Here is a 20206-nt window from a genome sequence, read left to right as displayed (position 1 = left end):
CTACAATGCCTTTTCATAAGCCACGTTTGCTGCTGGCCCCCATAAAATAAGTTTGCCGTTTTCAAACAACAAGCCTGTGCACTCATCTTGTGTCGTGATCCCATCTGGTTTAACTAACTGAGTTCGGTAATAAACAATCTGCAACATTTTACTTGGTTGTTTCTTTACGTAAGTAAGGTCTGGACTACCAAGCGTTTCTAATACTTGGTCGATTTGCACGCTCTGTTCTGGCTTTAGTTTATTGATATATCGATTATTAAATGCTTCTCGGTCTTGCCAAATCATAGCTTGCGGGTCGTCTTTATAAAAATTAATGACTAACATCACGATTGCCGCATAAACAGCTAGGCCTAAAATAATATACTGTAATACTTTTTTGATCATAAAAAACTCACCTGAACACCGTGTGAGAGTATAACAGAGCATAGACTGAGACAAATGAAGATGCGACTAAACCATATCATGTTGATTAAGCCGTAACTGTTTCATGTTAAACCCAAGGTGTATATCTTTTCGCAAAGTAACCAACTGCTTACTAATAACATAATCATCCATGCCAATAGTGAGTTTCTTTTTGATGGCTGGTTTGCAATTGGGGTCATCAATTGCAACTGCGATATCGCGATAGCCGTTTATAAGTTGGCATGCCGATTTTTGTCCAATTCCAGCCACTCCAGGGATATCATTGGTTTTATCACCAGCAAGCGCCCAAAAGTCTATGAGTTGGTGTTTATTCACACCAAATCGTTCAATGATGTAATTATCAGTCAGCCAATCTCGTTTGAAGTAATCATAAATAGTAATGTTATTACTCAATAAAGGGTAAAATCCTTTATCAGTTGACACGATAACAGACTGAACTGCGGCGTCACTGGCCTTGCAGGCTAATGTCGCAATCACGTCATCCGCTTCATCTTGCTCAGGTTTATATACGGTGATCCCTTGTTCAACAAAAGCCTGTGAAATAAACTCCAGATTATTTGCCAACTGCTCGGGCATAGGTTTACGGCTATGTTTGTACTTAGCATAAAAATGATAGCGCCAGCTTTTTTGACCATCAAAAACAGCAATTGCATGGCTTGCATCAGTTAAAGACAATAACTTCTTTGTTGCGTGACTAACTCGGCTTTTACAAGATATTAGAGTTTGCTGCGCGCTTCGGTGATTTTGCTGCTCATCAACAGCATAGATGCGCCGAATCAAATTCAGCGCATCTATTAATACTATTTTTGCTTTCATGCTTTTATTTGGTAGCAAGGCACATATTTACTGCCTGGCAGTTTCATTCGGCCTTGTTCAACAAACGCGCGCAACAGTTTATCCATATCTTTCATCAAAGACGTGTCACCACTGAGAGTGTATGGACCATGTTGTTTAATCGCTTGAATACCTTCATCTTTAACATTACCGGCAACAATACCAGAAAATGCACGACGTAGATTGGCTGCTAGCTGTTGAGTAGGTTGAGACAGGTGTAAGTCTAATGCTGCCATGTTTTCATGAGTTGGAGCAAAAGGCATTTGAAATTCATTATCGATTTTTAATGTCCAATTAAAATAATATGCGTCACCTTGCGCTTTGCGATACTCTCTTACCTCTTTCATACCGATTTTCAATTTTTGAGCAACCAAAGCTGGGTCATCAACAATTACTTCAAATTTACCTAATGCAGCCTCTCCAAGCGTACTTTTTACAAACATACAGATCTCTTCAAAGTACTGCGCAGATTCCTTTGGGCCTGTCAAAATAACAGGTAGACACTGCTTTTGATTATCCGGGTGCAACAAAATACCTAACAAATAGAGTAGCTCTTCGGCTGTTCCTGCTCCCCCTGGAAAAATGATAATGCCATGTGCGGTACGAACAAACGCTTCAAGGCGTTTTTCTATATCTGGCAATATCACCAGTTCATTTACAATAGGATTGGGTGGCTCAGCAGCGATTATACTTGGTTCGGTCAGTCCCAAATAACGATTACTGTTAATTCGTTGTTTTGCATGACCAATTGTTGCGCCCTTCATTGGCCCCTTCATCGCGCCAGGCCCACAGCCGGTGCAAATATTTAAGCCACGTAAACCAAGTTGATAGCCAACCTCTTTGGTATATCTATATTCAACTTCATTTATTGAATGGCCGCCCCAACACGTAACAATATTTGGGTCGCAATTAACTTCCAAAGCACCTGCGTTACGTAGCATATCAAAGACCATGTGGGTTATCTCCCGAGGGGTGTTGATCTGCTCTTGATGACGTTGGCAAATAAATAATATATCTCTAATAACTGAAAAAATATGCTCATGAATACCAAGAATAATTTCTTTATCTACAAACGCTGTTTTAGGTGGGTTTGTCAGTTCAATCTTAATTCCGCGTTCACGAGCAATCAACTTTATATCAAAATCGTGGTACTTATTATAAATTTCAGAACTGGAGTCGGTGTGACTGCCAACATTCAATACAGCCAAAGCACAATTTCTAAATAGTCTATACCGCTCACTATTTGACGATTGTTCAAGTAAATCTACCTCAAGTTGAGATAGTAGGTTTAGTACACCAGTCGGGTTTAACTGTACTTGCATAGGCATTCTCCTTGTTATTCACGAAGGCATAGCCGGTCTCTACCACTATTTTTTGCCTCGTAAAGAGCGCTATCAGCTCTATCAAATGCTGAAAGCGGTGTATCACCTTCTTTAAACTGTGTTGCGCCTAAAGATATGGTGATTTGTACTTGCGTCTCTTTAAACTTAAAAGGGATCGACTTAATTGCATTACGTAATTTTTCTAATGCAGGTTTAGCATGTTGAACATTCATTCCAGGCATCAGTACTACAAACTCTTCGCCACCATAACGGGCTATAAAATCAGTTTTCCTGATAGACTTTTTCAATGCTCTGGCAATTACTTGCAGTGTTTTATCACCTGCACTATGACCATATTTATCATTAATTGACTTAAAGTGATCGACATCAATAACGACTAATGTCATATCACCTTTATTCACTCCAAACAGATGAAACTCTTGATTAAATCTATCATCAAATGCAGAGCGATTAGGTAATTTTGTTAATCCATCTAATAAACTTTTAAAACGCTGTTCAGATAAGCGCTTTTTATATGTATTAACTTTTGTTTCTAATATATTTATGCGGTCGTTAATTTTATTAAAATTTTCATATAGCGCTTGTTTATCAAGGCTTTCTATTCGTTCACGTTCGATCAAATCCTGACTAAGTAACTTTAGCTCATCATCAACCAAACTCTTAAGCTCACTAATTGATGTCGCCTTTTGCGTGCGTGAATTGAGGCTTTGAATTTTTGATTCTATCTGTTTGTTTAAATTGGTGATTTTCTTATTAACACTTTGTGAGTGTTTGGTTGTTGCTACAATTGAACTGTTTAGCTCTTCTAGAGTTTGGTTTAAAGAAACTAAAAAACCTTGTGCAGATTGTCTCTCTCGGCTGATACTTTTAACAATCACTTTTATAATATTTAAAGCAGAATTTAGCAGTGAGTCAACGCCATCACTTAAGTTAATGTCGTCTTTTATTACCTTAACTTCTTGCGACACATCTTCGTCAAAAGTTAGTTCATTGGCTAAATTCATCAACTCATTAGCAATTTCTGGCGCTTGGAGTGCACTTGTATCATCATCACTTGCGGATTGAGTTTTTAAAACTTTTAACTGTAACGCTTTTTGGTAGATGTCAGAGAGTTTTTCTATTACTGGAATATAATCATTAGCTGCATTGATATTACTGAGTTCGTTGTCTAGCAAAAAGCGCAGTTTTCTTCGTCCATCGTCAGGTAAGCCTTTTATTTTTTGTAGTTGCTTTCCTGCTTGAGTAATACTCTGTTGCAATGCTCGGCTATTGGCAGAATTTGTTGCTTCTTGATGCTTGAGTGTTTCACTCATGCTTTCTATTAAGGGTTCAAAAGCTTCAAAATCCATACCTTTTTGTAAAGCGCTGCGAAATTTAGCCAGCTGGTTATCCAGCGCCACATCTTGGCCCTTACAGCTTAAAGATAGCTTTACTGCAAAGTTAGACAATACATCTACTTGATGTTTACGCGCTGTTTCAAGTGCTTTACGAGCTTTGATAGTTTGGTCTAGCTTTTTTTCTAGCAGCGCTGAGTTTTTAGTTACCAATATTAACTACTTCCATCATCACAATGTTTTAACCTAAGTTTACATCAATTATCTATTTTTGTTCATGAATTTTGTATCAGCTACTTTTAAAAAACGCCCAGCCCATTCACCGAGTTTTTTAGACAAGGCTTTGGGTTTTGTTATGCTCTTTGCAATTTTTTTAATCGTGGTCATATAATGAACGTCAAAAACTTACTCTTACCGCTTAGCTTGCTATCGTTAAGTGCGCTGGCAGAAGTTGAATATAAACTTGTTATTGAGCAGAGCGAGCATCACTTGGGTAATGTCTCTGTGATATTTCCAAAGTCAGCTCAAGCTCATCTAGACATTAAACTACCAGATTGGCGCACCGGACGCTATGAAGTGTTAAATTTAGCAAATGGTATTCGCTACTTTGATGCGACAGATCATAATGGTGACGCGCTAAACTGGGAAAAAATTGATAAAAGTACCTGGCGGGTACATTTAGATAACCCAACACAGGTGCAAGTGGGTTATCAAGTTTACGCAAATGAATTAGGCAAACGAGCTCGTCATATTGATGATAGTCACGCATTTATTGACGCGTCAGGTTTTTTTATGTTTTCTGAGTCATTCCGCCAAGAGCCTGTGACTGTTGACCTCGACGTGCCCGCTCAATGGCGTTCTGTCTCGGGTATGGACTTTGCACATGATGAGCACAGTTTTAAGGCGAAAGATTACGATACGTTAGTAGACTCACCAATTGAAACAGGCATTAATGAACTACACAAGTTTAAAGTCGATGAACGTGATTATGAATTAGTGATTTGGGGGCAGGGGAATTACAGTGTCGACCAAATGTTATTGGACTTAAAGAGACTAGTTAAAACAGGTTCACTGATTTGGCATGACTACCCTTACCAGCGTTATGTATTTATGGTGCATTCAACCAGTGGCGCACGCGGTGCAACAGAGCATATAAACTCAACAATTATACAAAGACATCGAGACACATTTGCAAAACGAGAAGATTATGTTAGCTTCATCTCTACCGCAGCTCACGAGTTTATCCATACTTGGAATGTAAAAGCTTATCGTCCTGCAGGGTTAGTACCCTATGATTACACAAACCCGAATTACAGTGATCTGCTTTGGCTATCAGAGGGGTCAACAAGCTATTTAGAAGACTATTTATTGCTCAGTGTGGGGATCACCAATTATCAAGAGTTTTTTTCCAACTTAACCCATACTCTCAATAAGCATTTGGCAACGCCAGGCAGACAGGTGCAATCTGTAGCTGAATCAAGCTTTGATAAATGGATTAACAAAGGTGGTGATCATGGTAAAAACTACAGCACTAATATCTATCAAGAAGGTGCTATGGTGTCTTTAGCATTAGATATTGATTTGCTCGCACACAGTAACGGCGAAGTCAGCTATAAAGATGTACATAGCCAACTTTATAAACAGTTTCAACTGCCAAAGTCTTTTACAAGTAATGATGTCAAAAACATACTAAGAAACATATCAGGTCGTGATTACAGCCAATGGTGGGAGCAGCATATTAATTCACCACTAGCATTAGATATCGATATACTTCTTGAGCATGTTGGTCTTGAATTTTCACGCCCTGCAAATGCAAAGCCAATTGCTAGTTTAGACCTAATTACAAAAAACGAAGGTCAGGTACTCACTATTGAGCATGTTGCTCGAAATAGTTCGGCTTGGCAAGCAGGTTTAACTATTGCTGACAAGATTGTAGCATTCAATGATCATCATGTAAGAGACAATTTAAATGACTCTCTAGCTTACTTCAAAGGGGGTGATAAAGTAAAAGTAGACTTCATTCGCCGCGACAAACTCATGAGCACCTATGTGGTGTTGGATAGTGATTTTGATAAGCGAAAAAAAGTACGTGCAATCGCATTACCAAACGCCTCACAGCAAAAACTATTTAAAGCGTGGGCTGGAATTGCGCATCCGTTTGCTAATTGATTGATATTAAATAGTTTAACTGTGATGTGTAGTTAACTAAGGACTGTTGAACTTTGCTGTGTATTTTCACAGCAGTCATTCGGGTATTTTCCTAAGGTTGAACCTGCATTCATAGTTATTATATGTAAGTCAGGTGATATCATGGAAAATACCCCCAATGGACAGCCCAAAGTTGCCAACCAGAGGCTTACACGGCACTTTCATGGGCTATTAACATAGATTATTATGTAACATAGCTCATTTTTGTAATGAAAGCCTTTGATTTGAAAAAATCATACCTCAAAGATCAACACGCACTCATATCAATTACATTAAATAAATGACCAGATATTGCGATTGTTAAATGCTGTTTATTTATCGTAAAGCGCTAGAGCTGCACCTGTGACATTTGTATATTCAACGATAGCAACGGGGTAGAACTCTGTTTTACGCAGCGCTTTTGAAGTTGCACTGTTTGATGGACCTGCCCAAAAGTAACCTATGAATGGCTGCACCCACACTGAACTTGAACTTAATACGCCTTTTAGTTGCGCTTGCTTTTCGTTATTAGGTAGTAGCGTCTGTGGCAGTACATTGTCTCCAACACTATACAAAGGGGTTTGAGAACCAACTTTGCGTAAATAACTTAGCTCAACAATAGGTGTGTAGTCAGGTAAGTTACCTACTTGTAAGTCAACATAGTATTTACCAACCCAGTAGTTAATTTCGGCACTAGACTTCGGGTATCCCCAAATCTCTTTTCCAGCCTTTATTGCAAGTGGATTGTTTAGTTTTAGGTCTTGGTTGTACATCGCGTAATCTGACGGAAGACCTTGTTGTACATTCTTTGCATTCGCTTGCGCCATAATTTGTTGTGATGCAAGGAGGTATTGCATTTGTTCTAATTTAGTTGCATTTTTAGGTAAGCAGGGTAAAGACAATGAAGGGGCTGTCTTACGTTTTACACCAATGGTGTTAACCGTTTCAGCATAAGCGCCGACAGGGCTTTTCGTTATATCTTGAAAGTAAAGTACGCCAATGCTTTGATTTGTGCCAACTCCATCACAGCTAATTTCGATTGGCTCAAACTCGCTGTGGGTAATAAATTTTTTCGCCTGTTTTGTTTTAATAATGGATAAAAAAGGGGTGGTTAAATTACCTTCAACATGAAATGGCATCGAGACGGCAGTGCCATCGCTTAACTGCTGGTATTCGGTTATAGGGAACTGTTCTTCGAGTTGTGTTGCATTTGCGAGCCCGCATACAAATATAGAAGTACTGAGAGCGGCAATCCGATAAGTAATGTACGTTATCATTCTTTATACCTTATAGATGATTTATAGGTACTATTTTTGGCAGGTCACGGTAGTATGTATTTGCTTTGGGTCCAAGGTGTTTGTGTGAGAAAAGCCTCTACGACACACAAAAAAACGCCGCTAAATAGCGGCGTTTTTTAAGTATATTTGTTTTATCTAACGGCCATCATAATGATACCTGGTAGTACAAAGAATGAACCAAGTACATAGCCAAGTGCCGCAGGTTTATTATTGGCACCAATCTGCGCTAGTTTCTCAGCAAGGCGCAGAGGCAACTCTCTAAGTACCGGGATACCATAAATCAATGTCACAGCAAATACGTTAAACATAACATGAACTAAGGCAATGGTAAGCGCTACTTCTGCTGCTGGGCCTGTAATTGATGTTGCCGCAAGTAATGCAGTGATAGTAGTACCAATATTAGCCCCTAGCGTGAATGGGTAAATTTGACGCGTTGTGAACACGCCACTGCCAGCAAGCGGAATCATTAAACTCGTTGTTGTAGACGAAGACTGCACCATGATAGTAACTGCAGCACCAGAACCGATACCTGCGATAGGGCCACGACCAAGAGCACTGTGTAAAATATCTTTGGCTTTGCCTACGAGTGCTTTTTTCAGTAACTTTCCAAGTGCGGTAACAGCAAATAAAATCAGGCCAATACCTGCGATCACCATCGCAACACCTAACATTTTCCCATCTAAGAACCCTAATGCGTCCTTAATCGTACCTACGGCAGGCTTCACTAATGGTTTAACAAAGTTATAGCTTTTCAATGAAAGGTCAGCATCACCAACAAACATGTGAGACAGATATTCAGCCAACTTTTGTAAAAAACCAAACATGATTTCAAGTGGTAAGAAAATAGCGACGGCAAGCAGGTTAAAAAAATCATGAACAGTCGATGCAGCAAATGCTCTTTGAAACTCTTCTTTTGAGCGGATATGTCCAATAGAGACTAAGGTGTTTGTTATGGTGGTACCAATATTGGCACCCATTATCATTGGGATTGCAATGCTAATAGGTAAGCCACCTGCAACTAGGCCAACGATAACCGATGTAACGGTCGAAGATGATTGAACTAGGGCCGTTGCTAATGCGCCTAAAAGTAATGCTATGAATGGGTTGGTTGCGAATGCGAAAATTTCTTTGGCGCCTTCACTACCACCAGAGGCGAGTTTAAAACCGCCACTCACGGTGCCAACAGCAACTAAAACAGAATAAACCAACAGGGCGATAGCTGCCCAGTTTAAAAACTTATAAAAGCCTGAATTTGCGGTATTACGCATATGTTTTCTCATTGGTTGCGCATCAAATTATTACAATTTGATGGTGTCTTTAAATTCAGGTCGGATTTAAACATGCCTTTGTTACAGAAATATTTCAATGAGTCGGGATTTGGTTCGCTTTTTACAACATGGCGTGTATCTATGTACCTGTGCCAGTTCTTTTTGATTAAGTAATGAGTATGGCGTATATTATTATTAATGCCTTTGTGATTGATATCTTTAGATTATTTTTGTTTTTAAAATAATTCTCCCAGTGTTTGTTCCTTCTCTATTGTTGCGCCTGCGAGTTATAGCGTATATACAAAAAGAATAGATGTGATGAAATAATTGTAATCTTCTTTATTATGTATGGCAAAGGTGACAAATTGGTGTAGACTTCTCAAGGTGACTCAATTCGGCAATTATTGATAAAACTGCTTGTGAAAATCCATGAAGGCGCTATTGTCGAGTAACTTAATTGCTAAATTGGTACTTTATTACTAGCTTTGGGTTTGGAAGTTAGTAAATTTTATTGTTTCTCCACAATTTCTCCATTTTCATTGTTTAATGTGAGCGCATATTAGGTCGCTCATGTAGATAAATGAAATTACTTCCTCTTTTGCTGTTAATAACCTCTTGGACAAGTTGTTTTTTTGTTCATGCCGGCTCGTTGGAACTTTCTGACGGACAAAACGCCTATGATCTAAAGCAATTTGGTTTATTTTTTCACGACTACGATAAACAAATTACATCTTTATCCCAATTACAAGATTTGCCGCAATTACTTAAGCCTTACTCGATACAAAAGCCTCATATAAAGCCTTATTGGAAATGGTCAAAAATCGAATTGATTAACAACACAGATATTACTAATTGGTATGTATCATTTGGTTTTGCCCGTTTACCCATATTAGAGATGTATTGGTTAGATGAGTCACAAAATATCATATTGCTCAACGAGCAAAGCTCTTTTTCTAAGCGGCCACTGCATTACCCTCAAATGTATGTCCCTATCAATATACTGCCCAATGAACGAAAAACTTTATTTATAAAATATCAAACTTTTGCAAATGCCCCTGCCAAAATCCAAATCCATCCGCCCGAGCACTTTAACAATACCGTGCAATTAAGCTTATTAAATAATGCAGTTATCGCTGGTGTGGTCATCGCTATTTTATTGATTGTTCTTGTGAATTTGTACTTTAATCGCAATCTAACTAATGTATATTATGCTATCTGGTCATTCATGTTTTTACTTATTGTTATTGATATGGCTGGGTTTACTTACCAATATTTATGGCCTGAGCTGGGTGAATTTGCTACTACATTTTCAATCATGTTAATGGTGTTAGTACCCATATTTCATTTGCTATTTGTGCGAAGCTTTTTGCAGCTAAAGCATCATCACCCTCAGCTTGATAACATTTACTTAGGGTGTCTGACGATTTACATCGTGCTTGTACCATTGGCGCTGTACTTACAATCTGTATTCTATAATCTACTTGCTAGTTCATTGATGATTGTTATTTTTATTTACACTTGCTATTGGTGTTGGCAGCAGCGAGCTCCAGGCATCAAAATATTTTCGGCCAGCTTGTTGAATCATGTGCTTTTTGTCAATGTACTCACTATATTAGGTGCAAGTTTTGGAAATATATTCGCAGCCTTTGATATTTCTACATACATTAAAATTGGTTACTTAATAGAGGTATGTTTATTTACTGTAGCAATGGCTGTTCAGCATAAATCAGTGCAACGCCAGCTTGTTTATCATTTACAAAATCAGGTAGATGCACTTAATCAATCGGTGCTTAACGAGCAGCGAAACTCGCAGCAAAAATCTGAACAAGTAAAGAAGCAAGAACAGCGCTTATTTACAGACCTTTCGCACGAATTACGCACACCTTTAACGGTAATGAAAATTCAAGTTGAATCACTGCAACATAATATTGTTGAAAACGTACATGAATCCTACAGTAAATTGCATGATAAAATTGATGAGCTAAATGATTTTATAAATATCTTAATGCTAGTGAGCGACTCAAGAGATTTACATTTTGGCTTAAATATTCGCTCTACTGCTATCGGTCCTTTTATTAATGAAGTTAATCATTCATGTTTGCAAAAATTAAACTTACAAAAACAGCGTTTAACCCTAAATTGTCAACTAAGTGGCATTGAAACCATTAATATTGATAAAAATGCGATTGCTAAAGTAGTTGAAGAGGTTGTAATTAATGCAGCGAAATTTGGTGGAGCAAACGTAGAAGTTATTTTGAGTTTTATTGATAAAGATGAGCATTTAATTGTGCGAATTGAAGACTCTGGTAACCCACTTACTTATGAAGCGCATCAGTTATTGTTTGAACCATTATTCAGACAAGAACCTTCTCGAAGTAGTTTACTTGGGGGGAAAGGGATGGGTCTTGCAGTGTGTAAGAAGATTATTCAAGCACACCAAGGAGAGATCACCTCTCATAATAGTTTGTTAGGCGGGGTGTGTATTGAATTTACGCTACCCAAAAGCTTTGCCTACGAACCAGTGTGATCTTTGCGTATCATCCTATATTTCAGTAGACTTCGCACCTTGGCAGCAATGATGAAGTATCTAATATGAGTAACTCGCAGTTTTGGCAAACTAAAAGCCTAGAACAAATGAATCAACAAGAGTGGGAAGCCATCTGCGATGGATGTGGTAAGTGTTGTTTACATAGCTTTATAGATAGTGATCTTGAAGAAGACGAAAATTTTGCCAGTACTGACTTCTTGCGTGAAGGAGAGTCACTTATCTATACTAGCTTGGTTTGTCAGTACATTGACGAGCAGACCTGCGGCTGTACTCGCTATAATGAACGTCAATCACTTGTTCCATCTTGCGTTAAGTTAACTAAAGAAAACCTCAAAGATATATTCTTTATGCCGCAAAGTTGTAGTTATCGCCGTTTATATGAAGGGCGAGGTTTAGCCAGCTGGCACCCATTACTAAACAATGGAAGCAAAGAAAAAATGCATACTGCGGGCATTAGTGCAAAAGGTCGAGTGACTAAAGATAATACCGTTGATATGGAAAATGAGTTTGAAGATTATGTAGCTCAGTGGCCGACCTTTGACTGTGATTAATTAATGAGTAGATTTGTTAAGGTTCAATCAAATACCACTATTTGCCTGAAAAATACGCAATGTGTTTAAAACACGTAGCTTATTCAATCGTTGACTTTCTTGGTAGGCTTTACGAAAGCATCAAGCTAGAACCAATCTATTAAGCTTTTTATCTGTCAGCTGAGTATTTATTAACGTTATTGATAAGCGGAACGATTGATCTACAGTCGCTCCGCTTGAATGTGTTAAAACGATAACTTATCTAAAATATCGTCATCTACGTTATTGGATAATGTGACCTTGAGCTTGGGTGTACGTGCCATTTCGCGTTTAATGGCAAAGTTCGCTTCTTCATTACGTGCCCAACTTCGTCGCGCGATACCGTTGTTTACATCAAACAACAGCATTGATTTAAGGCGACGCTCAGCATCATCAGAGCCGTCAAGCAACATACCAAAGCCACCGTTGATCACTTCACCCCAACCAACACCGCCACCATTGTGGATAGATACCCACGTAGCACCACGAAAGCCATCACCAATGACGTTGTGAATAGCCATGTCAGCGGTAAAGCGGCTACCATCATAGATGTTTGATGTTTCGCGAAACGGTGAGTCAGTGCCACTCACATCATGGTGGTCACGACCAAGTACCACAGGGCCTATTTCACCACGATTAATTGCATCGTTGAAGGCTTTAGCGATTTCCATACGCCCTTGGGCATCGGCATATAAAATACGTGCTTGAGAACCAACTACCAGCTTGTTTTGCTTCGCGTCTTTTATCCAAGTGATGTTATCTTGCATTTGTTGCTGAATTTCTTCAGGCGACTCAAGCATGATCTTTTCGAGCACCTTTGCGGCAATCGCGTCGGTTTTGTCTAAGTCCTCAGGCTTGCCTGAGGCACATACCCAGCGAAATGGACCAAAGCCATAGTCAAAACACATAGGACCAAGAATATCTTGCACATAAGATGGGTATTTAAAGTCAATACCGTTGTCAGCCATTACATCACTACCTGCACGTGATGCTTCAAGTAAAAATGCATTACCGTAGTCAAAGAAGTAAGTGCCTTTAGCCGTGTGCTTGTTAACTGCACTTGCGTGACGTTTTAGTGTTTCTTGTACCTTTACTTTAAATACATCTGGCTCTTCGCGAATTAAGCGGTTTGATTCTTCATAACTAATACCAACCGGATAATAACCACCAGACCAAGGGTTGTGCAGTGATGTTTGGTCGGAGCCTAAATGTACAAAAATATCATGCTCATATAAAGCTTCCCAAACCTCAACAATGTTACCAATGTAAGCGATTGAAACGACTTCTTCGTTTTCTTTTGCTTGTTTTACACGGGTAATTAAGGCATCCATATTATCTATTAACTCATCAACCCATCCTTGTTGATGGCGTTTGGTTGCCGCTTTTGGGTTGACCTCGGCACAGATAGTAATACAGTTCGCAATATTACCAGCTTTAGGCTGCGCGCCACTCATACCACCAAGGCCAGCGGTTAAGAAGATCTTGCCTTTTGGACTTTCGCCTTTATTTAACACTTTACGAAATGCATTCATCACTGTAATTGTGGTGCCATGAACAATGCCTTGTGGGCCAATGTACATAAATGAGCCTGCTGTCATTTGACCGTACTGTGTTACACCTAGTGCATTGAATTTTTCCCAGTCATCCGGTTGTGAGTAATTTGGGATCATCATGCCGTTAGTCACAACCACACGCGGTGCATCTTTTGAAGATGGGAATAAGCCCATAGGGTGACCAGAATACATATGTAGCGTTTGGTCTTCTTCCATCTCGCTTAGATATTTCATTGCCAGTAGATACTGTGCCCAGTTTTGAAATACAGCCCCATTGCCACCGTAAGTAATAAGCTCTTCAGGGTGCTGTGCGACAGCCGGATCTAAGTTGTTGTCGACCATTAACATGATTGCTGCTGCTTGCTCACATTTGGCAGGGTATTCGGTGATTGAGCGAGCCTTAAGCGTATAATTTGGTTTAAAGCGGTACATGTAAATACGACCAAAGTCTTTTAGCTCTTGTGCAAATTCAGCTGCCAGCTCTTGGTGCCACTCTTTTGGAAAATAACGCAGTGCATTACGAATAGCTAACTGCTTTTCTTCTGCTGATAAAATGTCTTTACGTTTAGGGGCACGGTTAGCGTCAGCCGGGTATAGTTTTGGCTCTGGTAATACGCTTGGGATCCCTTGCTTAATTTGTTCTTGAAAAGTCATCGCGATTCTCCCTTAGTTCACTGTAAATGCTTGTGATTTAACTAATTCTATCATAGCGTCGATATCTGGTTTTAATAGTCTATCTTCTTCGAGCTTAGCGACTTGTGCTCTGATCACAGCAAAGTTCTCTTCAAGTAAATCAGAGCATTTGTTTGGACGTCTAAACTCGATAGCTTGCGCCGAGTACATTAACTCAATCGCAAAGATTTTTTCTAAGTTGCCTAATATTTGATTAAGCTTACGACCTGAGATGCTACCCATAGATACGTGATCTTCTTGGCCCATTGATGTTGGTACGCTATCAGCTGAGGGTGGGAAACACAGAGATTTATTTTCTGTAACCAGCGCTGCTGTGGTGTACTGCGGGATCATCATACCTGAATTTAAACCACCAGAAGTTGTTAATAAGCGCGGTAAGCCGTGCAAGCCTTCAAGTAATAAGTAACAGCGTCTATCAGAGATATTACCTAATTCAGCTGCGGCAATTGACGCGTAGTCTAATACCATTGCCAAAGGTTGACCATGAAAACTTCCGCCAGAAATTGCTTCTTCATCGCTTATCACAATTGGGTTATCAGTCACTGAATTCATTTCAATTTCAGCTAACTCTTTAAGGTGATTATAAGCATTGCGTGATGCGCCGTGTACCTGAGGAATACAACGCAGCGAATAAGGGTCTTGCACACGATCACACTCTTGGTGATCTGACATGTTCTGAGAGTCTTTAAAGAAGTTTCGCATGCGTGCTGCCACTTCAATATTGCCTGCAAATGCTCGAATCTTATGTAGCTCTTGCCTAAATGGTGATTGGCTTCCTTGCATACCTTCAATGCTCATGGCCCCAGCTAAATCAGCTAAGTCGAGCAAATAGCGCATTTTTGTTAGTGCAGTGATGGCATGCGATAAAATAAACTGCGTACCGTTGATTAGTGCAAGGCCTTCTTTTGCGTGTAGCTCTAACGGTTCTAATCCATGTTCTTTAAGCGCTTGCGCAGCAGGCACAGTACTATCGCCTTGCCAAAACTCACCTTCACCTAATAACGGTAAAAATAAATGCGATAACGGTGCTAAGTCACCAGATGCACCCACAGAGCCTTGCTCTGGAACCACTGGAATAAGGTCTAATTTAATAAACGCTAACATGCGCTCTACAACTTCAAGTCGTATCCCTGAGTAACCCTGACTTAGTGCATGTACTTTGGTAATTAACATCAGCTTGGAAATTGGTTTAGCAATCGCTTCGCCAACACCTACAGCATGCGTGATCAGTAAGTTTTTTTGCAGTAAATGTGTTTCTTCAGGGGAGATCTGTGTATCACAAAGTGGACCGAAGCCTGTATTAATACCATATATTGCTTTGTCTGAAGCTGCCATTTTGTCTACATTTTGGCGGCTCTTACTAATTTTATCTAAAGCGATTTGGCATAGTTCTGCTTTAATATTGCCATTGGCTATACCATTAACTAAGTCGAGATCTAGTCGATCAACACCATATCTAAAAGTCATATTATTCTCCTGAATATCATCTTGTTATGCACAGATGCACTACTAATGAGTGGATGTTAACTTGCTGTGGATGTTTTATAAATGCATAATAATCGTAATTCATTCCGAAAATACCAAACATTAAAGAAGGTATGCAATGCAGGTTCATGACGTTGATTTGCGCTTACTCAGAATATTCGTTGCGATTGTTGAATGCGGTGGCTTATCTGCAGCAGAAGCGCGCTTAAATATTGGTCGCTCTACTATCAGTTCTCACTTATCTGATTTAGAGGTGCGTTTAGGGATTAAACTATGTAAACGTGGTCGCAGTGGCTTTGAGATAACCGAGCCGGGGCGTATTACCTATCAAGCTTCATTAGAATTATTACAGCAGTGTGAAGCCTTTGCCACAACCGTGGCAAGCTCCAAGAATGAACTTTCAGGTCGGGTTACAATCTCGGTAATCGATACAATGGTAAGTGATCCGCGTTGTGGCGTAGCACGAGCAATAGCAGCATTAAAGCAAAAAAGCGATAACATTCAGTTTGATATTAATGTGTGCGAGGCACGTGAAGTTGAAACATCTGTTGTAAATGGGCGCTCGTTAGTAGGCCTTGGTGTAAGCCGTCATCATATACGGGGACTAGACTATTTCCCCCTACACAATGAAAACAATTATTTATATTGTGGCACGGGTCACCCATTGTTTGATTGCAAACCCGCACAAGTAAACAAATTATTGAAACAAGCTGAAGTTGTGACCAGCAATTATATGAGAGATAAGGAGGCTCGTAATGATGGCTTAAATTATCAAAACAGTGCAACCGCTTATCATGATGAAGGTATTGCTCATTTAATATTATCTGGTCAGTTTATTGGTTACTTACCCGATCATTATGCAAATTATTGGATTGATAAAGGCGTATTCAAGGCCATTTTACCAAAGCACTATAGTTATCAAATACCAGTCGTATTGATCACATCAAAAAATTATGTAGCTTCACCACTTGCCAATGCGCTTATTGAGCAAATAAAGCTGTGTCACGCTTTTTAAGTATATAAATAGCGAGATTATCTAGCTGAAATTCTCTGTCAAAATCGAGCTATCTATCATTGGTAAAACATATTTCATTTTTCTGTCATTCAAATGCAACTAACGTTCTTTAAATTTCAGCTCTGTACCAATAAAGGATACTATTGTGATTAAATATAAAGGACGTTTACCAAGTAAGTCTAAATTTATTCTTGCTTTTATTATTATATCAATATTGTTTTATGTACTAATTAAACTGAACACTTCAATTGAGAAAAATTCACAGCCTTTAGGTCATATACACGATAGTCGATTAGCAACATCTGATTTTGCTGCATCTGCTCAAGAAGATGATAGTAAAAAAGCGATTACTAGCATATCTCGTGCGTTGCCTGAGCCTAAAAAAACAGAGCAGCCAGAGCGTATTGAACCGATTAGTGCGACAGAACGTTTAAGTAGCTCCTTAGCACAGTTAAAAGATGATATAGCTGCTAACCCTAGTACATTGAATCATGCCATTGTTGGACCGAGCAATGCATATCGACACTTACGAACAAAAATTCAAATAGCACTTCAAGAAAACCCAGATCTCATCTCTACAGTAATAGAAGAATTTCTTGTTTCACCAAATAGTTTGCTTGGTAGAGAAATGAGTGCAGTGTTATCAGCAACAGAACATCCACTAGCTCAGCAGGCTGCATTAGATCTTGCCTTAGATATTTCTAACAATGAAGACTCTAGAACAGCGGGAATGATGCTGGTTGCAAATATGACTAAAGTTGACGGTGAAACGCGCGATAGACTTTTAGCACATATAGACTCAAATAGTGAGTACAGTGCTGACATGCAGCAGTTTTCATTGATGGCGCTGAAACCTGCTCCAAGTTCAGCTGAGGATTATGCCCGGGTGCAAAGCACATTGTCTAATGTCGTTAAATCGCCAAACCATGATGTGCGACGCCACGGGGTCTATCAAGTAGCCCTATGGGCTACAAATGATCAAGACATGGATATTGTAAGGCAAGTTGCATTACTCGATAACGATGTAAATACAAGAGCTAGAGCGATTATGTCAATAGCAGAAAGTAGTTTTAAGTCTCAAAAAAATCGTTCGGTTTTATGGCAAGTCGTCAATAATCAAAATGAGCCAAAAGCTGTACGTTCACATGCTTTAAGCGCATTGGGCTCTTACTCATTGACACCGCTTGAGCAGAAAAATTTAAGACTGAAAAAAGCTCAGTTGAATAATTTAGTGGATTAATTTGGGTTGTTTGAAGCAGCTCATGCCACACAGAATTTGAAAGTTAACTTTCAAATAAAATCAGTACTATATATTAATAAATTCATTTAAATAAGGAAAGAAAAGAATGAAGTTAAATAAACTATCTACGTTCGCTGGTATAGCCATTATTTCGGCGGTATTTGCACACTCAGCTCAAGCTCAAACCATCTATGGCACTAATGGAGATGACTATCTACATGGCAGCACGGGCAATGACACTATCTATGCCTATGCAGGTAATGACAAAGTGTTTGCAGATAAAGGCTGGGATACTGTTTATGGTAGCAACGGAAATGACACGCTGATAGGTGGTGAAGGCTCAGATACTTTATTTGGTGGTGCCGGGGATGATATTTTAAGTGGTGGCAGAACTGACGGCTCATGGACTAACGATAATTTGTATGGCGGTTCTGGTTTTGATACTTGTTACAATATTAGTGATGCGCCGTACTTCAACTCGTGTGAAAGCAAGCCATAATTTCTAGGTTTTAATTTATTTTGACTGCATATTGGCAGTCAATAAAATCACCAACGCCTAACCTCTACATGTGAGTGGAGGTTATTTTTCATGAACACTTCCTCACAACAGCTTTAATTTATATCACCAACTAAGTAACTGATAATGTTGAATATCTATATTGAAAAAAATTTGGAACGTTCCTAGGTTGTGGCGGTGATTTTATTCTTCCAACGTGTAGAATCTAGATATCCCTACAATTGGAGTTTTACATGTGAGTGATATAAACACGCAACAGAGTTTTGCTGTGCAAGGTAATAACGAAAACAAAAACTACTTGTTACCGCTCAGTGCAATGACCACCTTATTTTTTCTTTGGGGCTTTATTACAGTCTTGAATGATGTACTGATACCCAGACTTAAAGGCGTATTTGATTTAAATTATACTGAAGCAATGATGATCCAGTTTTGCTTCTTCAGTGCCTACTTTATTGTTTCTTTGCCCGCTGGTGCATTGGTTAAAAAATTAGGCTATAAAAATGGCGTGTTAATTGGTTTAGTTGTTGCCTCGATAGGGTGCATGTTGTTTTATCCAGCTGTGGTAGTACATGAATACTGGCTATTTTTAGGTGCACTATTTGTATTGGCCTCTGGTATCACGGTGTTACAAGTGTCTGCAAATCCTTATGTAGCAGCACTGGGCCCAGTTAAAACAGCATCAAGTCGGCTGAACTTGGCTCAGGCACTAAACTCGTTAGGTACAACAGTAGGCCCTTATGTTGGAGGTTTACTGTTTTTTGGCTCAGCAGGCGCTATGGCAGCACAAGCTGGTGCAGAGTCAGTGAAAATACCCTATTTAATGCTTGCTGCTGCTTTACTAACTATAGCTATCGTGTTCGCATTTTTGAAATTACCAACGATTGAATCTCATACTCAAGAAGACGATTGTAAAGCCAAGTCGCATAGCTTGTTTGAAGCACCGCATTTGGTTATGGGTGTCGGTGCAATATTTTGTTATGTGGGTGCTGAAGTTGCGATCGGTAGTTTTTTGGTGAACTATTTTGCACAGCCTAATATCGCAGGACTTGAAGAGCACGCAGCAGCTAAGTTAATTAGTTATTATTGGGGCGGTGCAATGATAGGACGATTTATAGGCTCTGTTGTATTACAAAAAGTTGCACCTTCTAGAGCGGTAACATTTAATGCAGTGTGCATCATTGCACTTTTGACCATGACTATGTCTACTGATGGTAATCTTGCTATGTGGGCCGTATTAGCGATTGGCTTATTTAATTCTATCATGTTTCCAACCATTTTCTCAGTTGCAATTGAAGGGCTTGGCTCATTGACAAGTAAAGGATCTGGTTGGCTTTGCTTAGCAATTGTTGGTGGGGCAATAGTGCCACTCATGCAAGGTGTATTTGCTGATTCGTTGAATATTCAAATTAGCTTTATTGTTCCATTAGTGTGTTATGTCTACATCGCTTGGTATGGTTTGCATGTGACCAAGTGGGCAAATATGTGGCAAACCAAAGTCAAATAACGTCACTTTTGAGTTATAAATATTATAAGGCAAGCACCCGCTTGCCTTTTTTATCGCTTATACCAACTTTTTAGACACGATGAATACGTATTCATCGTGTCTATGTGATTAAATAGATGGAACGTTCCATTTTATTGTTATTAATAGGTCATAGAAAGTTACATCGATAAAGTGCAGCTTTTATTGTTCACCAAGGCATGCATAATACACTGCGGTTGATACGAAAAACTGGGTTGGATAAATTTTGTTTTTTCAGCCTATACTGTGGTTAGTTATCGCATTAGCAGCGAAGAATCGTCTATTTTTAAAGCAAATGTACATGATTTAATTAATTTTGCTAAAAAATCTCAGATACTGACCGATACGATAAGACAAACCAGTTTAATTTTGTTACA

Annotated in this window: 15 protein-coding genes; 7 read left to right on the top strand and 8 right to left on the bottom strand. The window is 39.2% G+C overall.

Annotated elements, in window-relative coordinates; translation table 11 throughout:
* The 4 genes from OCI93_RS18060 to OCI93_RS18045 all read right to left on the bottom strand — a co-directional run bounded on the left by OCI93_RS18060 (window position 1) and on the right by OCI93_RS18045 (window position 4147).
* The gene (locus tag OCI93_RS18060) at window positions 1-384 is read right to left on the bottom strand and encodes a DUF3192 domain-containing protein (protein ID WP_261594893.1); all 384 of its coding nucleotides are present in this window, start codon (window positions 382-384) and stop codon (window positions 1-3) included.
* Between the two features lie 66 nt (window positions 385-450).
* A complete protein-coding gene (gene xni, locus OCI93_RS18055; RefSeq protein WP_261594894.1) occupies window positions 451-1239 on the bottom strand; it encodes a flap endonuclease Xni in 789 nt (262 codons plus the stop codon).
* Window positions 1236-2579, bottom strand: coding sequence for a nucleotide 5'-monophosphate nucleosidase PpnN (gene ppnN / locus OCI93_RS18050; RefSeq protein WP_261626979.1), 1344 nt, complete (start codon window positions 2577-2579; stop codon window positions 1236-1238). Before ppnN ends, xni begins: the two co-directional genes overlap by 4 nt.
* Before the next feature lie 14 nt (window positions 2580-2593).
* Window positions 2594-4147, bottom strand: coding sequence for a GGDEF domain-containing protein (locus tag OCI93_RS18045; protein WP_261594897.1), 1554 nt, complete (start codon window positions 4145-4147; stop codon window positions 2594-2596).
* A 177-nt stretch (window positions 4148-4324) separates the two neighbouring features.
* On the opposite strand from OCI93_RS18045, the gene OCI93_RS18040 reads away from it, so the two are divergent.
* Window positions 4325-6103 carry a M61 family metallopeptidase gene (locus tag OCI93_RS18040; protein WP_261626978.1) on the top strand — a complete coding sequence of 593 codons (1779 nt, stop codon included), beginning with the start codon at window positions 4325-4327 and terminating at the stop codon, window positions 6101-6103.
* A 350-nt stretch (window positions 6104-6453) separates the two neighbouring features.
* Here OCI93_RS18040 and OCI93_RS18035 read toward each other — a convergent pair whose 3' ends face one another.
* Window positions 6454-7398, bottom strand: a complete 945-nt coding sequence (locus OCI93_RS18035; protein WP_261626977.1) for a hypothetical protein — start codon at window positions 7396-7398, stop codon at window positions 6454-6456.
* Window positions 7399-7550: 152 nt separating this feature from the next.
* A complete protein-coding gene (locus tag OCI93_RS18030; RefSeq protein ID WP_410007647.1) occupies window positions 7551-8699 on the bottom strand; it encodes a Na/Pi symporter in 1149 nt (382 codons plus the stop codon).
* Window positions 8700-9267: 568 nt separating this feature from the next.
* Here OCI93_RS18030 and OCI93_RS18025 point away from each other — a divergent pair.
* Both OCI93_RS18025 and OCI93_RS18020 read left to right on the top strand, forming a co-directional pair.
* Window positions 9268-11214: a sensor histidine kinase gene (locus tag OCI93_RS18025; protein ID WP_261626976.1), complete on the top strand. Its 1947-nt coding sequence runs from the start codon at window positions 9268-9270 to the stop codon at window positions 11212-11214.
* Between the two features lie 65 nt (window positions 11215-11279).
* A complete protein-coding gene (locus OCI93_RS18020) occupies window positions 11280-11786 on the top strand; it encodes a YcgN family cysteine cluster protein (protein ID WP_261594902.1) in 507 nt (168 codons plus the stop codon).
* Window positions 11787-12010: 224 nt separating this feature from the next.
* Here the strand turns inward: OCI93_RS18020 and OCI93_RS18015 are convergent, their stop codons facing one another.
* Together OCI93_RS18015 and hutH are read right to left on the bottom strand one after the other, a co-directional pair.
* Window positions 12011-14011, bottom strand: a complete 2001-nt coding sequence (locus tag OCI93_RS18015; RefSeq protein WP_261626975.1) for a urocanate hydratase — start codon at window positions 14009-14011, stop codon at window positions 12011-12013.
* Between the two features lie 12 nt (window positions 14012-14023).
* Complete coding sequence (gene hutH / locus OCI93_RS18010; protein ID WP_261626974.1) at window positions 14024-15517, bottom strand: histidine ammonia-lyase; 1494 nt, start codon at window positions 15515-15517, stop codon at window positions 14024-14026.
* A gap of 136 nt (window positions 15518-15653) precedes the next feature.
* On the opposite strand from hutH, the gene OCI93_RS18005 reads away from it, so the two are divergent.
* The 4 genes from OCI93_RS18005 to OCI93_RS17990 all read left to right on the top strand — a co-directional run bounded on the left by OCI93_RS18005 (window position 15654) and on the right by OCI93_RS17990 (window position 19811).
* Window positions 15654-16550: a LysR family transcriptional regulator gene (locus OCI93_RS18005; protein ID WP_261594905.1), complete on the top strand. Its 897-nt coding sequence runs from the start codon at window positions 15654-15656 to the stop codon at window positions 16548-16550.
* A 145-nt stretch (window positions 16551-16695) separates the two neighbouring features.
* Entirely contained in the window at window positions 16696-17790 is a 1095-nt protein-coding gene (locus tag OCI93_RS18000; protein WP_261626973.1) for a hypothetical protein, read from the top strand.
* 106 nt (window positions 17791-17896) lie between these two features.
* The gene (locus tag OCI93_RS17995; protein WP_261594907.1) at window positions 17897-18289 is read left to right on the top strand and encodes a calcium-binding protein; all 393 of its coding nucleotides are present in this window, start codon (window positions 17897-17899) and stop codon (window positions 18287-18289) included.
* 253 nt (window positions 18290-18542) lie between these two features.
* Window positions 18543-19811, top strand: coding sequence for a sugar MFS transporter (locus OCI93_RS17990; protein WP_261594908.1), 1269 nt, complete (start codon window positions 18543-18545; stop codon window positions 19809-19811).
* Window positions 19812-20206 lie beyond the last annotated feature (395 nt).

Origin of the sequence: Pseudoalteromonas holothuriae, from assembly GCF_945859825.1 — a bacterium.
Lineage (GTDB): Bacteria > Pseudomonadota > Gammaproteobacteria > Enterobacterales > Alteromonadaceae > Pseudoalteromonas > Pseudoalteromonas holothuriae.
The sequence above is the reverse complement of the archived record's forward strand: the minus strand, read 5'-3'. Positions and strand labels throughout refer to the sequence as shown.